The organism is Stenotrophomonas sp. ASS1 (assembly GCF_004346925.1).
Taxonomy (GTDB): Bacteria; Pseudomonadota; Gammaproteobacteria; order Xanthomonadales; family Xanthomonadaceae; genus Stenotrophomonas; species Stenotrophomonas maltophilia_A.
On the sequence record NZ_CP031167.1, the window covers coordinates 3,982,247 to 4,004,687 of the forward strand.

Annotated in this window: 19 protein-coding genes and 1 tRNA gene; 9 read left to right on the forward strand and 11 right to left on the reverse strand. The window is 65.4% G+C overall.

Annotation, left to right across the window (positions count from 1 at the left end; genetic code table 11):
• Window positions 1-53: 53 nt before the first annotated feature.
• Window positions 54-3,434: an autotransporter domain-containing protein gene (locus MG068_RS18400; protein ID WP_132810832.1), complete on the forward strand. Its 3,381-nt coding sequence runs from the start codon at window positions 54-56 to the stop codon at window positions 3,432-3,434.
• A 66-nt stretch (window positions 3,435-3,500) separates the two neighbouring features.
• Here MG068_RS18400 and cml read toward each other — a convergent pair whose 3' ends face one another.
• Window positions 3,501-4,688 carry a CmlA/FloR family chloramphenicol efflux MFS transporter gene (gene cml / locus MG068_RS18405; RefSeq protein WP_049401065.1) on the reverse strand — a complete coding sequence of 396 codons (1,188 nt, stop codon included), beginning with the start codon at window positions 4,686-4,688 and terminating at the stop codon, window positions 3,501-3,503.
• 198 nt (window positions 4,689-4,886) lie between these two features.
• Complete coding sequence (locus tag MG068_RS18410) at window positions 4,887-5,792, reverse strand: LysR family transcriptional regulator (RefSeq protein WP_032128595.1); 906 nt, start codon at window positions 5,790-5,792, stop codon at window positions 4,887-4,889.
• A 107-nt stretch (window positions 5,793-5,899) separates the two neighbouring features.
• On the opposite strand from MG068_RS18410, the gene MG068_RS18415 reads away from it, so the two are divergent.
• The 3 genes from MG068_RS18415 to MG068_RS18425 are packed head-to-tail and all read left to right on the forward strand — an operon-like array spanning window position 5,900 to window position 9,575.
• Entirely contained in the window at window positions 5,900-7,435 is a 1,536-nt protein-coding gene (locus MG068_RS18415) for an MFS transporter (protein ID WP_240792090.1), read from the forward strand.
• Window positions 7,426-7,854 carry a hypothetical protein gene (locus MG068_RS18420; RefSeq protein WP_132810833.1) on the forward strand — a complete coding sequence of 143 codons (429 nt, stop codon included), beginning with the start codon at window positions 7,426-7,428 and terminating at the stop codon, window positions 7,852-7,854. Before MG068_RS18415 ends, MG068_RS18420 begins: the two co-directional genes overlap by 10 nt.
• A gap of 23 nt (window positions 7,855-7,877) precedes the next feature.
• Window positions 7,878-9,575, forward strand: a complete 1,698-nt coding sequence (locus MG068_RS18425) for a peptidoglycan D,D-transpeptidase FtsI family protein (RefSeq protein ID WP_240792091.1) — start codon at window positions 7,878-7,880, stop codon at window positions 9,573-9,575.
• A gap of 84 nt (window positions 9,576-9,659) precedes the next feature.
• Here MG068_RS18425 and MG068_RS18430 read toward each other — a convergent pair whose 3' ends face one another.
• Window positions 9,660-10,112: a PA2169 family four-helix-bundle protein gene (locus MG068_RS18430; protein WP_005419568.1), complete on the reverse strand. Its 453-nt coding sequence runs from the start codon at window positions 10,110-10,112 to the stop codon at window positions 9,660-9,662.
• 554 nt (window positions 10,113-10,666) lie between these two features.
• Here MG068_RS18430 and MG068_RS18435 point away from each other — a divergent pair.
• Window positions 10,667-13,501, forward strand: a complete 2,835-nt coding sequence (locus MG068_RS18435; protein WP_132810835.1) for a TonB-dependent receptor — start codon at window positions 10,667-10,669, stop codon at window positions 13,499-13,501.
• A 258-nt stretch (window positions 13,502-13,759) separates the two neighbouring features.
• Window positions 13,760-14,788 (forward strand): IclR family transcriptional regulator, encoded by a 1,029-nt coding sequence (locus tag MG068_RS18440; protein WP_049423782.1) that lies wholly within the window; start codon window positions 13,760-13,762, stop codon window positions 14,786-14,788.
• A gap of 8 nt (window positions 14,789-14,796) precedes the next feature.
• Here MG068_RS18440 and MG068_RS18445 read toward each other — a convergent pair whose 3' ends face one another.
• Window positions 14,797-15,690, reverse strand: a complete 894-nt coding sequence (locus MG068_RS18445) for a DMT family transporter (RefSeq protein WP_049423736.1) — start codon at window positions 15,688-15,690, stop codon at window positions 14,797-14,799.
• A 65-nt stretch (window positions 15,691-15,755) separates the two neighbouring features.
• Here MG068_RS18445 and MG068_RS18450 point away from each other — a divergent pair, with 65 nt between their 5' ends.
• A complete protein-coding gene (locus MG068_RS18450) occupies window positions 15,756-16,559 on the forward strand; it encodes an AraC family transcriptional regulator (RefSeq protein WP_049401083.1) in 804 nt (267 codons plus the stop codon).
• A gap of 7 nt (window positions 16,560-16,566) precedes the next feature.
• On the opposite strand, the gene MG068_RS18455 is transcribed toward MG068_RS18450, so the two are convergent.
• Window positions 16,567-16,983 carry a hypothetical protein gene (locus MG068_RS18455; RefSeq protein WP_132810836.1) on the reverse strand — a complete coding sequence of 139 codons (417 nt, stop codon included), beginning with the start codon at window positions 16,981-16,983 and terminating at the stop codon, window positions 16,567-16,569.
• Window positions 16,984-17,110: 127 nt separating this feature from the next.
• Between MG068_RS18455 and MG068_RS18460 the strand changes: the two genes are divergently transcribed.
• Window positions 17,111-17,752, forward strand: a complete 642-nt coding sequence (locus tag MG068_RS18460; protein WP_132810837.1) for a glutathione S-transferase family protein — start codon at window positions 17,111-17,113, stop codon at window positions 17,750-17,752.
• Window positions 17,753-17,773: 21 nt separating this feature from the next.
• Here the strand turns inward: MG068_RS18460 and MG068_RS18465 are convergent, their stop codons facing one another.
• Together MG068_RS18465 and MG068_RS18470 are read right to left on the reverse strand one after the other, a co-directional pair.
• Complete coding sequence (locus tag MG068_RS18465) at window positions 17,774-18,181, reverse strand: hypothetical protein (protein WP_132810838.1); 408 nt, start codon at window positions 18,179-18,181, stop codon at window positions 17,774-17,776.
• A gap of 49 nt (window positions 18,182-18,230) precedes the next feature.
• Window positions 18,231-18,650, reverse strand: coding sequence for an H-NS histone family protein (locus tag MG068_RS18470; RefSeq protein ID WP_012512202.1), 420 nt, complete (start codon window positions 18,648-18,650; stop codon window positions 18,231-18,233).
• Between the two features lie 118 nt (window positions 18,651-18,768).
• On the opposite strand from MG068_RS18470, the gene MG068_RS18475 reads away from it, so the two are divergent.
• On the forward strand, window positions 18,769-19,161 hold the full coding sequence (locus tag MG068_RS18475) for a DoxX family protein (protein WP_121504312.1): 393 nt from the start codon (window positions 18,769-18,771) through the stop codon (window positions 19,159-19,161).
• A gap of 24 nt (window positions 19,162-19,185) precedes the next feature.
• On the opposite strand, the gene MG068_RS18480 is transcribed toward MG068_RS18475, so the two are convergent.
• The 4 genes from MG068_RS18480 to yjjJ all read right to left on the reverse strand — a co-directional run bounded on the left by MG068_RS18480 (window position 19,186) and on the right by yjjJ (window position 22,250).
• Entirely contained in the window at window positions 19,186-19,872 is a 687-nt protein-coding gene (locus MG068_RS18480; protein ID WP_132810839.1) for a hypothetical protein, read from the reverse strand.
• A gap of 60 nt (window positions 19,873-19,932) precedes the next feature.
• Window positions 19,933-20,580 (reverse strand): hypothetical protein, encoded by a 648-nt coding sequence (locus MG068_RS18485; RefSeq protein ID WP_132810840.1) that lies wholly within the window; start codon window positions 20,578-20,580, stop codon window positions 19,933-19,935.
• Between the two features lie 69 nt (window positions 20,581-20,649).
• Window positions 20,650-20,725 (reverse strand) — tRNA-Ile (locus MG068_RS18490).
• Between the two features lie 124 nt (window positions 20,726-20,849).
• Window positions 20,850-22,250, reverse strand: coding sequence for a type II toxin-antitoxin system HipA family toxin YjjJ (gene yjjJ / locus MG068_RS18495; RefSeq protein ID WP_240792092.1), 1,401 nt, complete (start codon window positions 22,248-22,250; stop codon window positions 20,850-20,852).
• Between the last annotated feature and the right edge of the window lie 191 nt (window positions 22,251-22,441).

Consider the following 22,441-nt stretch of genomic DNA (forward strand, 5'->3'; position numbering starts at 1 on the left):
GGCGCGCTGCGGGGTTAACGGCCTTGTTGTCCGTCAATCAAGGAAGTTGTCCGATGAATCACCCGCTGCACGGCCGTTCGTCCCACTCCCGTTCTCCCCTGCACAGCCGCCTCGCGCTGGCTGTGGCCAGTTCCCTGTTGCTGGCTGCTGCCACGCCCGCCATCGCCAGCGAATCACTCGACACCTGGCAGCAACAGCGCCAGTTGCAGGCGGCCTGGGCGCAACCGGCCATGTCGGCGATCCCTTCTGCCCCGCCTCAGTTGCCGGTTGCAGCAGCCACGGCGGTTGCCAGCACCACGACGATTCCCGGCAATGCGGGTGACCCATCCAGTTGGCGCACGGATGAATTCAATGCCGACTGGGGTTTGGGTGCGACAAACGCGGACCATGCCTACGCGCGTGGCCTGACCGGTACCGGTATACGCCTGGGTGTGTTCGACAGTGGCACAGGCCTCGACCACCCGGAGTTCGCCGGGAAGAACCATCGCAGCCTCCGTCTGGCCGATGTGTTGGCCGATGGCAGCCTATGCGGCAGCGAGATACTTGCCGGCCCGGATGCCTGCTTCGCCAGCGATGGCAATCAGGTCGCCATCGATTACACCCTCATTGACCCGGCCTACAAGAACCTGCTCAATCGCAACGGCTACTTCGAGGGTCCGGGCTACAACGTGCACGGCACCCACGTATCCGGAACCATCGCCGCCAACCGCGATGGCAACGGCATGCACGGCGTGGCGTTCGGCGCTGACCTCACCGTAGCCCGCCTGTTTGCCAACAGCGTGAACTACTTGACCGTCGTCGAGCGCAATGGCGGACTGTACCTGGACAGCAAATCGGTCGCCGGGCTCGGCGCCTCAGATTCGGTTTTCCCGCAGCTCTATGCTCAGCTCAACGAGCAGCACGTGCGCGCGGTCAACCACAGTTGGGGCCTGACCAACGAGCCCGATACCGCCGCGAAACTCGACTTCTATCTGTCGCACCCTGATCTTGCGGACAGCCTTGGCGCGATAGCGGAAGGCTCTCGTGCCCGCGGACTGATCCAAGTATGGGCTGCCGGCAACACCGACGCGGTCAATCCCTCGTCAGAGCAGGCGCCGATTGCAGGCATGTACGCATCGATGCCACGCGCATTCACTGACATCGAGCCTTACTGGCTGGCCGTAGTGAACGTCAACCAGGCGTTGGAGTTGAGCAATCGTTCCATGCGCTGCGGCCTGGCCGCCAACTGGTGCCTGGCCGCGCCGGGTTCGAACATCAATTCGACGGTCTATGGCGAAGATTCGGTCATCGATGCCAGTCCCCGCGAGGACAATGGCAATGTGATCCTCGAGGTCTCCGGTCAGGCCCCTACGTATGCCTACGGGAACCTGAGCGGTACATCCATGGCGGCGCCCCATGTAACCGGCGCGCTGGGTCTGCTGTTCGAACGCTTCCCCTACCTGGACAGCGCGCAGGTCCGCGACGTGCTGCTGACCACCGCGCGCGATCTGGGCGCACCGGGCATCGATGAGATCTATGGCTGGGGCCTGATGGACCTGCGCAAGGCCATCGAAGGCTACGGCTCGCTGCGCGTGGACACCAACGTGGTGATGAACCAGAAGGCCGGTGGCCTGAAGGTGTGGGAAGGCGATGCCTGGGATGACTGGACCAACGACATCGGCGGCCCCGGCAAGCTGACCAAGTCCGGCATCGGCTGGCTGCGCCTGAGTGGTGGCAACACCTTCAACGGCGCAGTGCTGCAGGACGGCACGCTGGAATTGAACGGCACCAACACACTCACGTCAGCGGTCGAAGTTCAGGGTGGCCAGTTCCTGCTCAACGGCTCGCTGGTCTCCACCGCCCTGAACACCACCGGAGGCGTGAGCACGGTCAGCAGCAGCGGCCTGCTGAAGGACAGCAACCTGACGGTCAACGGTGGCGTGGTGTCCTTCAACGGCACGCAGACCGGCGGCACCACCACGGTCGGTGCCAACGGCCTGCTGAAGGGCATCGGCACGCTGGGCAACACCCGTGTGGACGGCATCATCGCGCCCGGCAATTCGATCGGCACGCTGACCATCAACGGCGACTACGTGCAGGGCGCAACCGGCGTCTATGCCGCCGAACTTGCTCCGGGCGGCCGCAGTGACCAGTTGCACGTAACCGGCACCGCCACTCTCGGCGGCACCTTGGTCGCACTGCCGGAGCCGGGTACCTACTACCTCGGCGAGCAGTTCAATTTCATCCGCGCCGACGGCGGTGTCAGCGGCCAGTTCGCGAAAACCGACTTCAGCGCGTTCTCGCCGTTCCTGCAGTTCAGCCTGGCCTACGGCGCCAATGGCACCCGCATCGACGTGACCCGGGGTGCCTCGCTCGCCAGCGCCGCCACCACGCCGAACCAGCGTGCGGCCGCGGCCGTGGCCGATGGACTGGCGATCAACCAGGGCCTGCCCAAGCCGCTGACGCAACTGTTCCCGCAACAGGTGGGTGGCGTGCTCGATGGCCTCAGCGGCGAGCTGCATCCGGCCACGGCGCTGGCCCTGGTCGAGGGCAGCCGCTATGTGCGCGATGCCGCACTGTCACGTCGTGCCGGTGCCACCGCACCCGGTGCCGATGCGGGTGATGCCACCGGCGCCTGGGTGCAGGCACTGGGCGGCAACAGCAAGCTGGATGGCAACAGCAACACCGCGCGCACCGACGCCAACAGCAACGGCCTGCTGGTCGGCATCGACCGCGAGTTCGGTGGCTGGCAGATCGGCGTGCTGGCCGGTACAGGCCGCACCGACGTGAAGCAGCAAGAGCGTCGTGCCAAGTCGAAGATCGACAACACGCACTTCGGCGCCTATGCCAGCCACACCTGGGGCGGCTTCGGCCTGCGTGGTGGCGTGGCATGGAGCCGCAACGAAGTGAAGAGCACGCGTGATGTTGCCTTCGCCGGCTTCAGCGACAGCCTCAGCGCGCGCTACAACGCACGTACGCGCCAGGCCTTCATCGAAGCGGGCTACCGCTTCGGCAATGCGGAAGGCGGGCTGGAGCCATACCTGCAGGTCGCCCGCGTGGAAGTGGACCTGAAGCAGATCAACGAGCGTGGCGGCGCGGCCGCACTGCACGGCAAGGTGGACGACACCGGCACCACCATCGCCACCGCTGGCCTGCGCTTCGACAAGGGCCTGAAGGCATCGTTCCAGCAGGACAGCTGGCTGCACCTGCGCGGTGGCGTGGGCTATCGCCGCGCCTTCGGTGACCGCAGCCAGGTGGCCAACCTGGCCTTCGCCAACAGCAGCACCACCTTTGCAGTCGAGGGCGCACCGATTGCCGACAACGCCGTCGTGGCCGAGCTGGGCCTGGCAGCGTGGCTGACCCCGCGGCAGCAGCTGGAGCTGGGCTACAGCGGCCAGTTCGGCAGTGAAAGCCGCGACCATGGCGCCACCGCACGCTGGTCTGTGCGCTTCTAAACACGTGCTCTCTTGACGGGTTGGGGCGGCCTTGCGGCCGCCCCCTTTTTTGCCCGCCACCCAGCGTTATGCGCGATGCCGCAGCGCGGCGGCACCTGCCAGGCTGGCAAGTGGCAACAGCAACCCATAGGCCACCAGCGGCCACACGGTATCGCCGGGCAGCACAAGGGTAACCAGCGTGCCGATGCCTGCCACGATCAGGCTCTGCACGGCGTAGTACAGGGCCACCGCCGTACCTGACGCATCGGCGAAATCACGCAGCGCGCCGCTTGCAGCCACCGAAACCACCATCACCAGCCCCACCGCAATGCCCCACATGGGCAGCACCACTCCGACGAACGAGGGAGGCCACGCTGCGGCCAACGCCATCAGCAGTACGCCGGCCACCATCACCCACAGGCCACGCAGGAAGGTACCGCGCACGTTCCAGCGGGCAATGCACACGTTCGCCATCCGCGCCGTGACGATCATCACCAGCGCCACCGTGGCGAAGGCCAGGCTGAACGACAGCGGCGAGTACTGCATGCGCCCGACCAGCAGCCGGGGCGCGACCGAGAAGAACACGAAGAACGTGCCCATGCCCGCACTGAAGCCCAGCGTATAGACCCAGAACGCGCCGCTGCCGAGGATGCGTCGTAGCGCGGGTCGCGACGCGTCCCGGCACTGCGGGCGGGTTTCCTGCCAATGCCGTACCGCGCGCATGCCGGCGATCATGCCCAGTACCCCGAGCAGAACGAAGATCGCGCGCCAGCCGAAGGCGCCTGCCAGCAGCGCGCCGAGGATCGGTCCCAGCGCCGGCACGAAGGCCAGCATCGAGGCAAACAGCCCGTACAGCGACGCGCCTTCGGCTGTATCAGCATACACATCACGCACCGTGGCAAAGGTCGCCACCAGTGCCGCCGACGCCCCCACCGCCTGTACGGTTCGCCAGGCCAGGAATGCCGCGCCACTGCTGGACATGGCCAGCGCGAACGACGAAAGCGCGAACAGCAACGCCCCCAGCAACAGGACCGGCCGCCGCCCGATGCGGTCGGACAACGGGCCGAACAGCAACTGGCCGAGGCCAAGTACCAGCAGGTAGATGCTCAATGTGAGCTGCACCAGCGTCGGTGATGTCTGCAATGCCTGCGGCATCACCGGCACCACAGGAAGATAGATGTCCATGGCCAGCGAGGCCAGGAGGTCGAACGGCGCCATCAGCACAATGGCCGATGGCAGCGGGTGGGCCCAACGCGGGGCCTGTCGATTGAACATGGGGAGTCTCCGCCCAGAGTGAATCCGGCGGTGATCCATCCAATTCGCGTGCATCGCAGGGATGATCACCGCAACAACGTCTGCATCGTTGTTGCGGCTCAGCGAACTGTCTGCGGACCGTTCCCGTTGTTCATGGTGTCCATCGAATGCGAATGCAGGTGGCACCAGTGTAGCAATCGTCCACCTGCCGCGCGGCGCTCAGGCCAGGGGCAACATGTCGATGCGCCTGCACGGTGTCTCCTTCACCTGCTCGATCAGCCGTCGCACCACGGGCGAAGTCTCTGCCCGCCGGTACTGCACAGCGATGGTCGAGACGATGGTGGGGCCCGCCAGTGGCAGATAGATCATTCCGGGCAGCACCAGCGTGCGTTGCAGTACCGATGGCACGATCGCCACCGAACCAACGCCGACCGACACCTCGGCCAACACCGCCGCCAGATGCCCGGGCTGGGAACGGATACGTGGAATGAACCCGCCGCGGCGCCCGACTTCCATTGCGCCCACCGGCTGCTCCGGCATGACGAAACCCTCCCGGGCCAATGACGCCGGCTGAACCGGCGACCGGGCCTGCGCCAGCGGATGGGTTTCCGGCAGGGCCACGCAGAACTGGTCTTCGACCAGGGTGTGTTCGCCGAAACTGTCGGGCACATCCATCGGAGGCCGGCAGAACACCACATCCACCCGTCCTTCCTGCAGCAGCTGCGGGAGCTCGCCCATCGGCCATTCGCTCACCTGCAGTTCCACGCCCGGGTAGCGGCTGCGGAACCGGCTGAGCTGATCCTGCAATGCTCCGGCATACAGCGCCGAGCCGACGTAGCCGATCTCGATCTTGCCGATCTCACCCCGCCCCGCGCGCCGGCCCAGGGTTTCGGCCTGTTCGAACCGGCGCAGCACATCGCGGGCTTCCGCCAGGAACACCTCGCCTGCCGAGGTCAGCAGCACCTCGCGCCGGCCGCGGTCGAACAGGCGCGTGCCGAGCCGACGCTCGATGTCCTGGATCTGCACGCTCAGCGTGGGAGTGGCAATTCCCAGGCGCAGAGCCGCACGACCGAAGTGCAGCTCCTCGGCCAGGGTGACGAAGTACTCCAGGTGACGGCGTTCCATGGGCGGCATTTCGTTAGGTTCAAGCTAACGTAACCAGAAAACACCGAGAATGAAACAAACACCGATCATTGATGGAATGGCCGTCCTCCCCTTCCTGCGAGTGACCGGTGCCGCCCTCTCCTCCCCCTTTGCCTGCACGGCACACGCTGCCTGACGCGGTCCTGCTGGTGGCCTCGCTGGGCTGCACGATGACCGTGCTGGAGACCAATGCCGTCGCGGTCGCATTGCCCAGCATCGCGCGTGACCTGCACGCCGGATTCGCGGATATCGAGTGGGTGATCAGTGCCTACATCCTGTCCTTCACCTCACTGCTGCTGCCCGCCGGTGCTGTCGCCGACCGCTACGGCCGCCGCCGGGTGCTGCTGATCGGCATCAGCCTGTTCGCCCTCACCTCTCTGCTCTGCGCACTGGCGCCCGGTGCTGCCCTGCTCTACCTGGCGCGGGCTCTGCAGGGCATTGGTGCAGCCTTTCTGCTGGCACCCTCGCTGTCGATCATCGGCCACACGTACCACGAGGGGGCCGCCAAGGACACTGCATGGGCGTTCTGGGGCACAGCCATGGGCGTGATGATGGTGCTCTCACCGCTGATCGGCGGCGTGCTGTCCGCACTCTGGGGCTGGCGCGCGGTGTTCGTCGCGATCCTGCCGTTCCTGGGCCTGCTCGGCTACGGCACGCTGCGCTGGATACCCGAGTCGTCAGACAGCGTGGTCCGCCCGCTCGATCCGCCCGGCATCATCACGTTCAGCGCTGCCATCTTCGGCATCGTGTTCTTCCTGGTGGAAGGACTGGCAGAAGGATGGACATCGGCCCCGGCGCTGATTGGGCTGGGCCTGGCCATCATCATGGCTGTTGCCTTCGTCATCGTTGAACGGGCACGGTCACATCCCATGGTCGATCTCGGGCTGCTGGCCAGTCCGCGTTTCGTCGGCGCACTCATTGCCATGGTCGGCTATTCGGTCAGCGCACAGGTGATGGCATCGATGCTGCCGCAGTACCTGCAGAACGGCATCGGCCTGAGCGTACTGGCTGCCGGTGCTGGCATGCTTCCGTTCGCTGCGGCGATGCTGCTGTTTCCCAGCGTGGGCCGGCGGCTCGGTCGCCATCTGACCAGTCCGGCGGTGCTGGCGATCGGGCTGTCGGTCACCGCCGCGGGCAATGCCGTGGCCGGACTGGCCGCGTGGCAGCACCTGCCGTGGCTGGCACTCGTCGCAATGGTGGTGATCGGTGCCGGCGGCGGCATCCTCAATGGCGAGACATCCAAAGCCATCATCGGCGCGGCACCGCGCGAGCGCGCCGGCATGGCCTCTGGCATCAGCGCGACCACGCGCTTTGTCGGCATCCTGCTCGGATTCACCGTACTGTCCAGTGCCTTGAGCCTGGGCATCCGCAGCGCACTGTCCGCGGCGGTTCCCGCGCGCAACGTACTGCCCATGGCCGATGCGATCGCTACCGGCACCTTCGCCGATACGCGCACCGCCGCCTTCGCACAGGCGATCTACAGCCATGGATTTGCCAGTGCACTGTGGACGTCGGCCATCGCCGCGCTGCTGGCCAGCCTTGCGGTGTTGCTGCTGGGCCGTAGCCGGTCTGCGGCAGAAGCACCATCCCTCCTGCAACGCCCGGAGCCGCGCGCATGCGACTGAACCTCCCGCTGATCCTGTTTCTGTTCGCCATGCCGGTAGCCACCACAGGGGCGGCATCGTCCAGTTCTCCCATCGAACCACCTCGTGCAGCGCTGCTCAGCCAGATCGACCAGGGCATGGCGAACGCCGTGGCATGGGAGTACGCGTTCAACGCCATCGCCTCCTGTGATGTCGCACGGATCGACCACACCCTGCGCAACCAGCACGACAGCCATCCCGTGCAGGTCCAGCCGCTGCTGGATGCCGGCTACACCGCAACCTATCGCACGGCCGAACCCTATCCGGTCCTGCAGGACCGGCTGGCCACGCTGCGCGATGCGGAGATCGCCTGCATGGCTGTTGCCGATGGCCGCAGCCACGCCAATGTCATCGACCGTGCTTCCGCGCTGCTGGCCTACATCGCCGGGCAACTGCTGTAACCATTGTCTCGATGCTCCATCGCATGCGCACCCCTACCATGGCGCCACGTCGCGCGCGTGCCCATGACTTCCGATGCCGCTACCGCCTGACCTGCGCCGCACTGGCCGTGCTGGCGGGCCTGCTGCTGGCGCGGGCCGCTGACGTCCAGATCATCCATCACCACTTCTACCGGCACCAGGCCGAAGCACGGATGCTCCGCCACCATCCGCTGCGCGCGCATCGCGGAACGCTGTACGACCGCCACGGCATCGTCATTGCCGGATCGGCTCCTGTGGCATCCCTGTGGATCGATCCGCGCGCCTTCTTCGACGCATCAGGTTCAGTCGAGCAGCTGGCCTCGGTACTGGATGCCGATGCGACGGTGCTGACCAGACTGCTGGCGCGCAACCGGCAACGACGCTTCGTCTATCTGCCTGGCTTTCGTCGCGGCGATCCAGCCCGCCTTGAAGCACTGCAGGCCAGGGCCCCCATAGGCGTCCACCTGCAGCAGGAGTTCAAACGCTTCTATCCACAGTCGGAGCTGTTCGCGCAGACCGTCGGCGTCACCGATATCGAAGGCCGTGGGCTTGAAGGCCTTGAGCGCCTGTTCGACGCGCGCCTGAGCGGACAGGCCGGCTACCGTGACGTCATCATCGATCGCAAGGGCCGCCCGGTCGAACTGCGCGACCGTGGCTGTCCGGCGCGTCCCGGCGAGGACATCGTGCTGTCGCTGGACAGCCGTATGCAGCACATCCTGCAGGCAGGACTCGGACCGGCAGTACAGCGCTACGGCGCGGCTGCCGCCAGCATCGTGGTGCTGGAAGTCGGTACCGGCCAGATCCTGGCGATGGCCAACTGGCCCACCTACAACAGCAATGCGCCCGGTACCGGCGCCGCCGATGCACGCCGCAACCGTGCGGTGACCGATGTGTTCGAGCCAGGCAGCACGGTGAAACCCTTCACCGTGGCTGCAGCGCTCGAGGCCGGCGTGATCACGTCTGCCAGCACGTTCGACACCCACCCAGGCTGGATCCGCAATGGGCGCTTCACCACCCGTGACTATCGGGATCTGGGCGTACTGGATACCAGCGACGTCCTGAAGAAAAGCTCAAACGTGGGCATATCGTTGATTTCGCACCGCCTGAGCCGCGAGCAGCTGCACGCGATGTTTGCCGCACTGGGCGCAGGGCATGTCTCGGGCAGCGGATTTCCCGGCGAGCGCAACGGTGTGCTGGCCGCTCCTGCTGCATGGAGCGGCACCAGCAAGCAGACCCTGGCTTATGGGTACGGGCTGTCGATGACCACGCTGCAGCTGGCCAATGCCTACGCGACGCTGGCCAACCACGGCCTGCGCGTGCAACCGACCTTCGAGCATGGTCGCGCAACAGCGGTGAGCCGTGCCATGCCTGCAAACGTGGCCGACCAGGTGATGGACATGATTGCCACCACCACCGAGCCCGGCGGCACCGCGACGCGGGCCCGCATCAGCGGCTATGCCATCGCCGGAAAGACCGGAACCGCGCGCAAGGCGGCTGCCGGTGGATACGCGCGCCACTACATGTCCCTGTTTGCGGGGGTCATACCAGCGCGACATCCACGCTATGCGGTCGCCGTGGTAGTGGACGATCCCGATGCACGCCGCGGAGGCTACGGTGGTGGAGCGGTCGCAGCTCCCATCTTCAGCGAGCTGATGGGGCGCGTTCTGCACCTGCAGGACATCGCGCCCGATGCGCCACGCTGAGTCCTGCACGCCGCCTCCAGGTTGGCCGGGGCAGCCACGCTGCCCCGACCGTGGCGGCCCCGGGGAGAAGGCCGCCGATGATCGTCAGGCCGCCTTCATGGCGTGCTTGCGAGCACGCATCACGTTATGGCACTCCTGCACTTCAGGCAGAAGCTGGGTGACTTCCTGGCGCACAGCCGGCGGCAGTTCGTTGTCCTTCAGCACGTCCTTGAACGCGCCAAGCAGCCGGTCTTCGGACTCTTCCAGCTCGGCCACGTAACCATAGTTGGTGTCGCCGAATGCAGCGCGGACCTTGCCATAAAACTGCTGCATCGAACCGACCACGGTGCCGTGCTCGGCCGGCTTGCCACCGCTGGCAGCAACGGAGCCACTCAGTGCGGCGACGATGCGGCCCTTGACGCCGGCAATACGAGTGAACAGGGCCGACAGTTCGGCATCCTTCACCTTGGTCGCAGCTTCCTCGTAGAACGACTTTCCGTCGCGGGCGATCTCGATCAGATCGTTGAGGCGGTGTTCGATGGTGGACTGGGTGCTCATGGAATCGCTCCTGTGTGCTCGATGGTCTATGGAGAATGACAGCGCGAGTGCGTTGCCTTCGGGACCACTGTGGAGGTTTGAATGTGCCGATTGGGTGAGTACGAATTGATGCATGCATCACCACCCTCAACGCGCCCTGACTCCTTCATCCCGTCGCATTTCCGCGTTCACGGTACCTGAGCAGAACGCCGACGACTCACCATGGCGCAATGACGATGATCAGCGTCACCAACAGTGCGATGGCAAGCACCAGCAACAGCACATGCCACTGCTTCCACGTGGGTCTTGGTTTGCCGGGGGTATTCATCGGATGTCTCCTGGAGTCTGTCATCAGCCCGCAGCCAGACTGAAGCAGAGCACCCTTGGTGCCCGTCGCGGTTTCGTGCATGGCCTGTGCATGAACGCTGTATCCGGCGCGCGACGATAACGCGTCCATAACGTAATCGAGTTGTAAACGGAGTGTTAGGTTCCTTCCGATTCCGCACAGCGGGATTTCAGATCGGTTTCCACGCAGCGATGCGGAAACCCATTCAACTGGATTTGGAGAGAGCCAAATGCACTACAAGTACACCCTGCTTTCCCTGGCAGTGGGCACGGCCTTGGCCGCTGCCTGGTCACCGGCCGCGCATGCGCAGGATGACAGCGATAAAACACCGAAGAACCTCGATCGCATCCAGGTTACCGGTTCGGCCATCCGCAGCGTGGATATCGAAACGCAGCAGCCGATCATCGCCATCACCCGCGCGATGATCGAGCAGCAGGGCTTCACCACCATCGCCGACCTGCTGCAGAACCTGACATCCACCGGCGCGCCGACCATTTCGCGTGCGCGCGCGTTGGCGTCCGGCGAGAACGTTGGTGGCTACTACGTCAACATCCGCAATCTGGGTGCCACGCGCACCCTGGTTCTGGTCAACGGCAAGCGGCTCGGCGCCACCACCAGCGGCCTGCAGGATCTCAGCCAGATTCCGATGAGCGCGGTGGAACGCATCGACGTGCTGAAGGACGGCGCCTCCTCGCTGTACGGCTCGGATGCAATCGCTGGCGTGGTCAACATCATCACCCGCAAGAACTACGAAGGCCTGGAAGTGTCCATGCAGCACGGGCAGTTCAGCCAGGGCGATGGCAAGGACAGCACATTCTCGCTGGTCACCGGCGCCCGTGGGGAGCGTGGCGGGTACACGCTCGCACTGGAATACCAGAAGTCAGACCCGGTGTTTGCCCGCGACCGGGAGTTCTCCCGGTACGGTGGCGCCGGCCCCAACTACCCGGGCGCGGACTGGAGCAACATCAGCCAGAACGGTTCGTGGTGCGACCCGGCGCTCTACAAGTGCAATACCGGTGATGCCGTATTCAAGACCCTCAATCGTGGCGGCGATCCGAAGAACCCGAACGACTACCACCCGATCACGCCGGCCGAGTTCGCCAACGGCAACGACCAGATGCACCTGCAGACCGGCATCGAGCGCCGCTCGCTGTTCCTGAGCACGGACTACGCGCTGACCGACCAGATCAAGTTCACTGCCGACATCGGCTACAACGAGCGCATCACCGACCAGCAGATCGCGGGCTACCCGTACCAGTCGACCAAGTTCGGCACGCCCCTGGACGCGGCCAGCGTATTCAACCCGCTCGACCACGGCATCGCGTTCAATCGCCGCCTGTGGGAAGTGCCGCGCACGACCGAAAGCAAGCTGAAGTCGCTGCGGGTTGCACCCAGTCTGTCCGGCTACTTCGAGCTGGGGACCAAGACATACGACTGGGAAGTCGGCGCGTTGTTCAACCGCAATGAAGTTACAAAAACAGGCCGTGGCGACATGAGCCTGATCGCTTCCCGGCAGGCATTGGGGCCCTCCTACCTCGATGCCAACGGTGTGGCCCGGTGTGGCACGGCGGCATCGCCGGTCTCGGGTTGCCTGGCCTGGAATCCTTTGCTGCCGTTCGGGGTCGCGGGGGCTGGCTCTCTCTCCGATCCCGAACTGCAGCGCTTCTTGTTCCCGACGTTCAACGATACCGGCATCACCAAGACCCGCAGCTACTTCGCCAACATCTCCGGCCCGGTGATCGAACTGCCTGCCGGTGACCTGTCCGTCGCCCTGGGGTATCAGTACCGCAAGGAAGAAGGCCGCTTCGTGCCCGATGCCTTCGCCCAGTCGCGCCAGAGCACTGCACTGGGCGCATCCACCACCGCCGGTGACTACAGCCTCAACGAGTTCTTCGCCGAAGTGAACGTGCCGATCCTGCGCGACCTGCCGTTCGCCAAGGAACTGACCGTGAACCTGGCTACGCGCTACTCCGACTACAGCAACTTCGGCAGCACCACCAACTCCAAGGCGAGCTTCGCCTGGCGTCCGATCGAAGAGCTCATGATCCGTGGCACCTTCGCCGAAGGCTTCCGCGCACCGAGCATCTCCGATCTGTATGGCGGCCTGGGCACCAGCTTCGAAACCTATGTCGACCCGTGCGGCATCGGCGCCACCAACAGCGTCAACGGCAATGCCGCCTGCAACGCCGCCGGCGTCCCGCTGGGCTACCAGCAGCTGAACCAGAGCCTGAAGCCCTGCGCCAGCTATCCGTGCGCCACGCCTGACGAGTTCACCACCGGCTCCGATCCGAAGCTGCGCCCGGAAGAGTCCAAGAGCAAGACCGTGGGCGTGGTCTGGAGCCCGCGCTGGGTGGACGGGCTGGACATCAACCTCGACTGGTACAGCTACAAGATCACCAACATGATCATCCAGGACAGCGTCGACCGCATCCTGCGTGACTGCTACGTGCTCGGCAACGCTTCGCGTTGTGGCAGCGTCAAGCGCGCTGGCGATGGCCACATCACCAGCATGTTCTACGGTCTGGCCAATCTGGGCTCGATGGAAACCGAAGGCTGGGACCTGGGTATCCGCTACCGCCTGCCCGAGTTCTCGTTCGGCCGCTTCACCATCGACCTGCAGAACAGCTATGTCTCCAAGTACGACGAGGAGAACCAGAACTCCGCCGGCGATACGATCATGATGGGCCGGATCGGCCAGCCGGGAATTTCCCGCCTGCGCTCGAACCTGGGTGTGAACTGGCAGCTCGGCAACTTCAGTACGCAGTACACCGTGCGCTACTACTCCGGCATGGTTGAAAACTGCGTACCGAACCGTCCGTGCACCCTGCCCGACCGCTACGCCTACGGTGAGCCGGATGCCCTGCGCAAGGTCGGTTCCAATGCCTTCCACGATATCCAGGTCAGCTACAAGCTGCCGTGGGACGGCACCGTGGCGCTGGGTTCGAACAACGTGTTCAACCACCAAGGCCCGATCATGTTCTCCAAGCCGTCCAGCTCCTTCCCCTATTACGGCGGCTTCGATATCGGCCGCACCGTGTACGTGAAGTACTCGCAGCGCTTCTGACGGGCAGGTCCGTGCTCGTGGCCGGCGGAAGGGGAGTCCGCCGGCCACGATGCACACCGCCTCCACCCAATCTCCATCGTTTTTCGACGGAATCTCCAAGGTTCCCGGCAACACTTGATGTCATGACGGCTAAGGAGCAGGACCGCATGGATCGCCACGCGCCCCGACACTGCACACCCGTCTCCAGGTTCACCACTGAATGTGACGGTGTGGCCGGGTTCCGATCTTCCGGACATGCCGCCGCAAGGGAAGTACGAGATGACGACGGCAGTTCGCACCGGCCTGACCGACCTGGTCGCTGACGCGCAGCGGTACCTGCGCAGGATTCTCCCCGGGCTCGCCTCGGCAGTGCATCCACTTGCTTCATTGCATGCCATTCCCCACGCGATGGCATCGCGCTACCACCTCGCCGGGCTGATGCTGTACGGGGAAACCCCCGCCATGCTCGCCGTGGCCCGCGAGCCGGGCGAATCCAGCACCCGTGTGATCCAGGATGTGCGCTGCCTGCGCTCTGCAGCGAATGCACTGGTGCTGTACGTCTCGCCCTATCTCACGCCGACCCAGCGCCGCTTCCTGGTCGAGAACCACATCGACTTCGTGGTCCCGCACACCCAGTTGTTCGCGCCGAGCCTGGCCATTGAGTTCCGCGACGACCCCGATCATGAGAAGAAAGCCATCTCGCTGCTGCCTTCGGCGCAGGCCGTACTGATCCACGTGCTGCTGAGCGGCCAGTCGCGCTGGTGGTCGCCGCGCGAGATCAGTGCCGTCGCCGGCTACACCTCGATGACGGCGTCGCGCCTGTCTGCCGAACTGGTCGGTCGCGGCCTGGTTGAACGCTCCACCGGGGGCCGCGAGCGCTTCCTGAAGCTGGCCGGCAACCGCGACGAGGTCTGGGCCAGGGCACAGCCGTTCCTGCGTTCCCCCATCCTGAAGGAAGTGGATGTCTGCTGGGGCCCGACCGCCGAGGCACTCCGCGATGCGGGGCATCCGGCGCCGATGGCAGGCCTCGATGCGCTTGCTGAAACGTCACCGCCCCCGATCGGTGGCACCCGCGCACTGCACATCGATGCGTGGCGGTTGCTGGGCGCACTTCCCATGCCCGGCCCGGACTGCCTTCAGAGCGCACGGCTGCAGATCTGGGCCTATCCGCCGGCATTCACCAGTATTGGCGATGTGGTGGACCCGCTTTCGCTGTATCTCAGCCTGCAGGGCAAACGCGGCCATGATGCAGACGCGCTGCAACAGCGGGTGGAACAGGCGCTGAGCGGAGACACGTATCCCGCATGACCGAAGCCCTATGCGGGCTGCTCGCTCGGCACTGCGGCGGCGCGCCTGGCGCTGTACTCGGCGAACACCACGCCGGACACCGCCAGCAGGCCACCGCCCAGTACCCAGCCACTGAGCGATTCGCCCAGCAGCAGTACAGCCAGCGCGGCGGTCACGATCGGCACCAGGTTGAAGAAGCCAGAGACGCGCGCAGCGCCCAGGCGTGACAATCCGGTCATCCAGGTCAGCGGCGCCAGGATCGAAGCGCACACGGCGGCGAAGCCGATGCAGCCGACCGCCGTGAGGTTATTCACCCCGGTGCCGACCAGCAGCTGTACCGGCAACAGGATCAGCGATGCAGCGGTGGCCTGCAGGAACAGCGACTCCAGCACCGACAGCGGAATCTTCCAGCGCTGCATCAGCACGTTGTAGGCGGCGAACGCCAATGCACCGATCAGCATGATCGCGTCGCCGCGGTTCAGGCCCTGCGCTGCCAACCGCGCCAGGTCGCCCTGCGAGACCACCGCCACCACACCGGCAGTGGAGATCACCGCGCCAAGAATGGAAGTGCCTCGCACCGGATGGCCCATGAACACGCGCGACAGCGCCAGCGCGATCAACGGAATCAGCGCCTGGATCACCCCCATGTTGGTGGCCGAGGTGAAGTGCGCCGCATAGTAGGCCAGGCACTGGTACATCACCCCACCCAGGCAGCCCAGCACCAGGAAGCGCCCGAGATTGGCGCGCACGGTCGGCAGGTTTTCGCGCAGACGTGGCAGCGCCAACGGCAGCAGGACCACCGCCGCGACCAGCCAGCGGAAGAAGCCGATGTCGATGGGGCCGACCGAGTCCGAGGCGAGCTTGGTGACGATGGTGTTCGCGCCCCACAGCAGGCAGGCGAGGATCGGGAAAAGATAGTTCACGGAACGCGGGTGTACGTAGGGGAATGGCCAGCGTACGCTTGGCGCATATCGAGGACATCCCGAAAATGCGCCACACCGACCCCGGCTTGCGGCAACCGATGGAGCCGATCCCCACCTTCCGCCAGCTGCCCGGCCCGATCTACTTCCGGCAGGGTGCGATGGAGCCCACGGACTGGGGGACGCACAGCCATCCGTGGGGCCAGTTCAACTTCGTCGCGCAGGGTGTGATGGAGATGAAGATCGACGGCGAATGGATGGTGTCCCCGCCGCACTACGCGATCTGGATTCCACCGGGAATGGCCCACTATTCGCGCAACCGCTCGCAGCTGGCCTACCGCTCGGCCTATCTGTCGCCGGCCTTGTCACGCCGCTTGCCTGATCGCTGCCGTGCACTGGAAGTCAGCCCGCTGCTGCGCGAGCTGCTGCACGAACTGGCACGGCAGGGCGTGACCGATCCGCAGACCCCGGCCCAGCGGCGCATGGCCGCCGTGGTGATCGACCAGATCGTCAATGCGGCCGTACTGCCCAGCTTCCTGCCGATCGCCAGCAGCGATGCACTGAAGCAGGTGATGGCGTACATGGAGAAACACCTGTCGGTGGCCGAATCGGTTGCCGAAATCGCGCAGCGGCACCATATGAGCGTGCGCAAGCTGGAGCGCATGGCACGCAGCGAGCTGGGCATGTCGCTCGGCGACTGGCGTGGACGGGTGAAGTTCGTGCGCGCCACCGAGGCGCTGTGCACCCGCCGGCCGATCAGCCGGATCGCCGAGGAGCTGGGCTATTCCGGCGTCAGCGCCTTCGCCGAGATGTTCAAGCGGCACGCGCAGTGCACGCCGGATCAGTACCGGAAGCTGCATCGGGCGGGGTGAGGCCGGCCTAGAGAGCGATCAGCAGGTCCACAAGCAGCCTCGGCAGGAACAAGGCGGCCAGAACGCAGGCAAACAGGATGAGAATGACCTTTGCCGTCAATGGGCGACGGCGGGGATTGTTGAAATAGAGGTGCAGATCGCGCAGTTCATCTTCCAGTCCCCTCCGCACGCCTGCGCTCTGTGTACCGGGCTCGAGCAACTGGCGCTCAAGCGCCTTCAGGCGCTTCATCAGCTCACGCGGCGGTGTAGCCCGCAGGATCAGCTGATTGAGCTCCTGAAGCCGGCGCGCCTGCGGCATCAGCGCTGCCACGAGATCATCCGGCGGAAGCTGTGAGACCCATCGCTGGGCGTCCGCATCCATCTCAGCCTGCAGCACATCGCGTTGCTGCTGCAGTTCGGCCAGGGAAGTGCGGCGCTGCCACATGAGGAGGCACAGGTGTGGTGGGTGGCGGGCAGTGTATCGCCCGCCGTCCCGGGAAGGGTGTCGATTTCCCGCCCCGTCGTTCGTCGGAACAGGAAAGGCAGGCCCTTCGACCTGCAGGAGTGCCACGATGTGCCCGATCCTCACCGCCTTCGCCACTTCCCCGGACCGCGGCCAGGGCCTGGCCCGTGACACGCGCGTGCGCTGGGCGCTGGAGGAGCTGGGCGTGCCCTACAACGTGCAGCTGCTCGGCTTTGCCGAGCTGAAGCAGCCCGCGCACCTGGCCCGCAACCCCTTCGGGCAGATCCCCACCTGGCAGGACGGCGGCCAGGTCCTGTTCGAATCCGGCGCGATCGTGCTGCACCTGGCCGAGCAGCATGCCGGCCTGCTTCCTGCTGATCCAGATGCACGCATGCGCGCGATCATGTGGGTGTTCGCTGCATTGAATACGGTGGAGCCGCCCATCGTCGAGCGCTCGATGGCCTGGGTGCTGGAGCACGAGCAGCCCTGGTATGCGCAGCGTCTGCCAATGCTCGATGAGCGTGTGCGTATGCGGCTGGCGCAGCTGTCCGCCTGGTTGGGATCGGCGTTGTGGCTGGAGGGCGAGTTCGGCGCCGGCGACCTGATGATGGTTTCGGTGCTGCTGCGCCTGAAGAGCAGCGGCCTCCTCGATGAGTACCCGCAGGTGGTGGCCTATGTGGGCCGTGCAACGCAGCGCCCCGCCTACCAGCGTGCGTTTGCTGCGCAGCTGGCGGTGTTCCAGAACGCCTGACGCCACGCCCGTGGGCAAGCCTCAGTGCAGACTGCGCCGGCATGCGGCCTGCACCAGCATCAGCTGCGCCACCAGGATCAGCATCGCGCAACCTGACAGCAGCCACGGGTCGATATACCACTGCGCGTTGAAGCTGAAATCTCCGGCGGAAATGCGCTTCCAGCCGTTGAAGTGCTGCATCGCCGCGACCACGAACGCGAAGCCGCCTGCGGTGTACGACAACCAGGGCACGATGAGGCCGCCCGGTCGTGCGAACAGCATCAGCACGCCCAGCACGCCGATGACCGTGCGCTGCACGCGGCAGTACGGGCAGACATAGGCCATCCCGCTCCATTCCACCGCCCAGGCCAGCAGGCTGACCAGCACCGCCGCGCCTGCCGCGATGTAGAGGACTCTGGATGAGATCGTCATGCTGCCATCGTGCGCCATCCCGTGTTCCTTCGTTCAAAGACCCAGGCAGGGTAGCAGCGCGGCAGGTTCAATCCTTCTTGAAAACCGTGCGCTTGCCGATCGGGCTGCTCTTGCGCGCCGTCGGCCGGGCCAGGCCGGGAATCAGGAAGTCGGTCACCTTGTGGCCCTTCTGCACCTTGGACGCCAGCCAGCGCGGCATGCGCCCGCGGCCGGACCAGGTCAGGCGCTTGTACTCCGGATCACGGTACTTGGCCGCCACTTTCCCGGTTCTGCGCCGTGCCGGTTTCCGGCGGGGAGCGGCCTCTTCGTTCGCCTCTCCGCCGAACAGCTCTTCGAGGGTATACCCCGCTTCTGCTGCTGCAGCCTTCAACATCCGCCGTACCGCACTGGCCGGACGGCGGCTGGAAATCAGCTGTTTCCGCTGTTCAGCGGCAACCACCAAGGCGCCCAGCTCCCGAAGGCTGAGCGATTCAATATCAATCGTCATGGGAGAAAGGTCTCCTGCGGACGGCCAGCTGTCAAGGCGCCTTGCCCTTGGCGTAGACACGGGCTTCACTGCCGGTGGGCTCCGATCGCCTTCGCCGGCCATCTCCGAGGACACCGACGTGAGCCACTCATCCCATTCGCTCGCTTACCTGCTTGCACGCATCCTGCTGATGGCGCTGTTCCTCATCTCCGGCCTAGGCAAGCTCGGTGATCTCAGCGGCACCCAGGGCTACATGGAAGCGATGGGCGTGCCCGGCATCCTGCTCTGGCCGACCATCGCCTTCGAGATCGGCAGCGGACTGTGCATCCTGCTTGGCTTCCAGACCCGGCTGGTGTCGATCGTGCTGGTGGGTTTCAGCCTGGTCACCGCTTTCATCTTCCATCACAACTTCGCCGACCAGACCCAACAGATCATGTTCCTGAAGAACCTGGGGCTGGCCGGTGGCTTCCTGCTGCTGGCCTGCACCGGGGCCGGGCGGTACAGCATTGATGGCAGAGGGCGGCGCGGGTAAGCGCCGATCGGCGACCCGCACGCGCTAGCGCCGAAGCTCAGCCTCCGGCGCCAATGTGTGGATCACCTTGCCCTGCGCATCGAGGAACTCGATCGCGCCGTAGCCTTCCGCAGTGACAGTCAGGCGCAGTCGCGTGCGGTCTGCCTTGTCGTTCAAGGCAATGGCCGGCGTGCCGTCAGGCCCGACCACCAGACCGATGCGGGTCGGTGCTTGCACCCCAGGAATCAGCTTGTTGCCCAGCGCAGGCTCGCGGATCAGCTTCGGCGCCTGGTTGATCGAAAAACTCACCGCGCCGTCCGGCGATACCCGCCAGCCGATCGCATCCATCGCCGGATGGTCCAGCGCAAGCACCGCCATGCCGCCGTCGACATCGGCGGTGCCGAAGCCACCGCGCTCGCTGCCCTGGTTGTCGTACAGCACCATGCCGGCAACGTTGAAGGCGCGCTTGTACTGCAGGCCATCGATGATCGGTGCCGGTGTCTTGCCGGACAGCGTCATGCGGATCACCCCCGTGTCATCGACGATATCGATGCGCCGTGCGGTGATGCGCTCGTGGTCCGGTGTTGCTACGCGCGTCTGCGGTGCCTTGTCGACGATCAGGCGTTGCAGGGTGTCAACCGACGGGCGCTTGGGTGAGTCGGATGGCTCGGCAGCGGCAGGCAGTGCCGCAAGGGTAGTCAGGGCGACGAACATACGGGCACTGCGCTTCATGCGGGCTCCTTGTCGTACGGATCGGCGGAAGCCGCATCATGCCACCCTTGCAGCGCCCTCTCATGAGGGAGGCGGAATTTCCGGCAGCTGGAGCCCCTGCGCCAGGGCGAATGCACGTGACGCGCGCCAGTACGCCTCAGGCGGCCTCTGCAGTTCGGGCCGGCTCCAGTAGTCATTGATGTGCAGCACGCTCATCACGTCGACCCATGCAGCGCGCGCATCGTGGACGCACATGCGCCAGCGATGATGCGGCGGAAAGTACGCGTAGTACTCAAGCGCCTGCCGCTGTGCCTGCTCTTCGTCAATCCCTGCCTGATGGATCAACGTCCACGCATGCATATGGCGCGCGTGCGCAAGCGCACCGAGATACTCATCCTCATCCAGCAAGGGAATCGGCTCGCCGCGCGCCAGGCACAGCGCGTCCGATTCGGTGTCGTACTCCAGCGACGGCTGCAACAGTTCCGGGTTCTGGTGCCAGTACCCTTCGCCCAGCACATGCAGCATCGCCCAATGCCAGGGCTCGTCGTGGAAGAGCAGTTCGTGCTCGTATTCGTGGCCGGCGGCCTGGTCCGGATAGCGTTCGCGTGCCTGTTCGATTGCCAGCGCTTCGGGAATCTGGCCGTAGCGCACCAGGCACCAGGCGAACAGATGCCGGCTGTCTTCGATTTCAGTGGTGAAGTCTTCCACCGGGGCGCGGGTGTCGGGCATGTTCGATCCTTGCGTGTGGATCAGATGTTGCCTTGAAGGCAGACCAGCAGCCGTTCATGCATGCTGGGTTGGTGGGCCCACCAGGATTCGAACCTGGAACCAAGGGATTATGAGTCCCCTGCTCTAACCGTTGAGCTATAGGCCCTGCGCAGCTTTACAGTGTAGTGGAGCCTGCGCTCAACCGGCTACCCGCCGACGCCAAGACACACTGAAAAACCCTCAGCCATCGCTGCGCAACGCGACGCGCCCAGGCTTGCGCAACAGCTGGCTCACCCAAACCGCGCGCCCATCTCCCGCACCCGCTCGGCGTTCGCCCCCGCCAACGACCGCATTGCCGGCGACTGGATCCGCCCGTCAACAGCCACGCACTGCCAGAATGCTTCAGCCACCGGTGCCGCCCAGCGCAGATGCTGCAGATCACCACTGCCCAGCGGTGCGACCGGCGACAGCGGCTCGTCCGCGCGCAACACGCCCAGCTTTGACGGCGCCAGCGACATCGGCAGCATGTCGTAGACCGGCGCCAGCGGCAGCGGGCCGCGATCAATGAAGTGGAAGGCGATGTTGCCGTGGTGCATGTCGCTGTTGCCGATCAGCCGCCCGAACGCATGGCGTCGGCCCATCGCCTGCACGGTGTCGGCCGTCAGCCAGCCTTGATCACGCAGTTCGGCGCCTGCAACCGGCCACGCTGGGGTGACCTCGCCGGTGAACGCAGACGATAGCGACAGCAGCGAGACCAGGCCTCGCCGCCCCAGCAGATCGGGCGTGCGGTCGAAGCGCTCGATTTCCAGGAAGGTGTGCGTGGGCGACTGCAGCAGTTCGCTGGACGCCGCGGCTTGTCCGGACTCGCGCAGGGCCTCAAGCGCCAGATGTTCGCAGACCAGCAGATCGCTCCAGCGCTGGGCGGCGGCGCCTTCATCAGGCTGCGCGAACTTGACCAGGACCGAGCGGCGCCTGCCGTAGGCCTCTACGGTGGCGGTGAACTTGGGTTGCTCGCCACCCGGCGAGGAGCCCACGTCCTCTCCGTCCAGCGCAGCACGCGCACGCTCGCGATACTGTGCAAGACGATCGTCGGCCGCAACCCGATCGATCGGCACCTGCAACGTCTCCATCGCCGCCTCCACGGCGGCGGTACCGAGCAGCAGGTCGCCCGCTTCAGTCCCGCCAGCGGTTACCAGGGCCATCAACACATCGTCCGGTTGCCAGCTCTTGAGGTCCTTCGGCAGGCCGAGCGCCTGCGCACGGCCATGGGCGAAGCTGCGACCAAGAAATCCCTGCGGTCGCAGGTCATCCAGGTACCACGGCAAGACAGGAAAGATGGCGGCAACGTCACCTTCGGGCGCGCGTCGCAGGTTCGGACAGTCAGGCCCGGCATCGACGTGGAAGCCGCCTCCTACCAGCGCAATTACCCGCCCCAGCTCCTCCAGCGTCGCATCTTCGCGCAGCCGGTACAGCGGCCATTCGCTGCCGGCCCGGGTGGGCCGCCGCAGCGCATAGGCGGTTGCCCGGGTGCTGCCCATGCGCACCACCTGCGGGCCACTGGCGGCCACCAGCCGGCTGAGCGCCATCCGGCCCACCCCCAGACGCTCGGCCAGCGCCGCGGCAGGTAGCGGCTGGCCGGGGGCCAGCTGAGCGATCAGATCCAGTACCTGTGGGCGTTGAGCGCGTGGCATGTGCATTACGTAATACGAAATTTGTTACGTAATTAGCATCAAAAAAGCGGGGCTGCAAGCGCGGCCGTGCACCTATGAGTTTGAAAATAATGGACATATTCACGAAGAGCCAGCTTCGACGCGAGCCTTCCGTTACATTACTTGTTACGTAATCATAAGCCTCAGCCAAGCATAGGCTCGGCTTTACAGGG

Excerpts from the sequence above, each read along its gene's own strand:
- MG068_RS18400 (WP_132810832.1), top strand. The coding sequence starts at position 54 with ATGAATCACCCGCTGCACGGCCGTTCGTCCCACTCCCGTTCTCCCCTG.
- cml (WP_049401065.1), bottom strand. The coding sequence starts at position 4,688 with ATGTTCAATCGACAGGCCCCGCGTTGGGCCCACCCGCTGCCATCGGCC.
- MG068_RS18410 (WP_032128595.1), bottom strand. The coding sequence starts at position 5,792 with ATGGAACGCCGTCACCTGGAGTACTTCGTCACCCTGGCCGAGGAGCTG.
- MG068_RS18420 (WP_132810833.1), top strand. The coding sequence starts at position 7,426 with ATGCGACTGAACCTCCCGCTGATCCTGTTTCTGTTCGCCATGCCGGTA.
- MG068_RS18425 (WP_240792091.1), top strand. The coding sequence starts at position 7,878 with ATGCGCACCCCTACCATGGCGCCACGTCGCGCGCGTGCCCATGACTTC.
- MG068_RS18430 (WP_005419568.1), bottom strand. The coding sequence starts at position 10,112 with ATGAGCACCCAGTCCACCATCGAACACCGCCTCAACGATCTGATCGAG.
- MG068_RS18435 (WP_132810835.1), top strand. The coding sequence starts at position 10,667 with ATGCACTACAAGTACACCCTGCTTTCCCTGGCAGTGGGCACGGCCTTG.
- MG068_RS18440 (WP_049423782.1), top strand. The coding sequence starts at position 13,760 with ATGACGACGGCAGTTCGCACCGGCCTGACCGACCTGGTCGCTGACGCG.
- MG068_RS18450 (WP_049401083.1), top strand. The coding sequence starts at position 15,756 with ATGCGCCACACCGACCCCGGCTTGCGGCAACCGATGGAGCCGATCCCC.
- MG068_RS18455 (WP_132810836.1), bottom strand. The coding sequence starts at position 16,983 with ATGTGGCAGCGCCGCACTTCCCTGGCCGAACTGCAGCAGCAACGCGAT.
- MG068_RS18460 (WP_132810837.1), top strand. The coding sequence starts at position 17,111 with ATGTGCCCGATCCTCACCGCCTTCGCCACTTCCCCGGACCGCGGCCAG.
- MG068_RS18465 (WP_132810838.1), bottom strand. The coding sequence starts at position 18,181 with ATGGCGCACGATGGCAGCATGACGATCTCATCCAGAGTCCTCTACATC.
- MG068_RS18470 (WP_012512202.1), bottom strand. The coding sequence starts at position 18,650 with ATGACGATTGATATTGAATCGCTCAGCCTTCGGGAGCTGGGCGCCTTG.
- MG068_RS18480 (WP_132810839.1), bottom strand. The coding sequence starts at position 19,872 with ATGAAGCGCAGTGCCCGTATGTTCGTCGCCCTGACTACCCTTGCGGCA.
- MG068_RS18485 (WP_132810840.1), bottom strand. The coding sequence starts at position 20,580 with ATGCCCGACACCCGCGCCCCGGTGGAAGACTTCACCACTGAAATCGAA.
- yjjJ (WP_240792092.1), bottom strand. The coding sequence starts at position 22,250 with ATGCCACGCGCTCAACGCCCACAGGTACTGGATCTGATCGCTCAGCTG.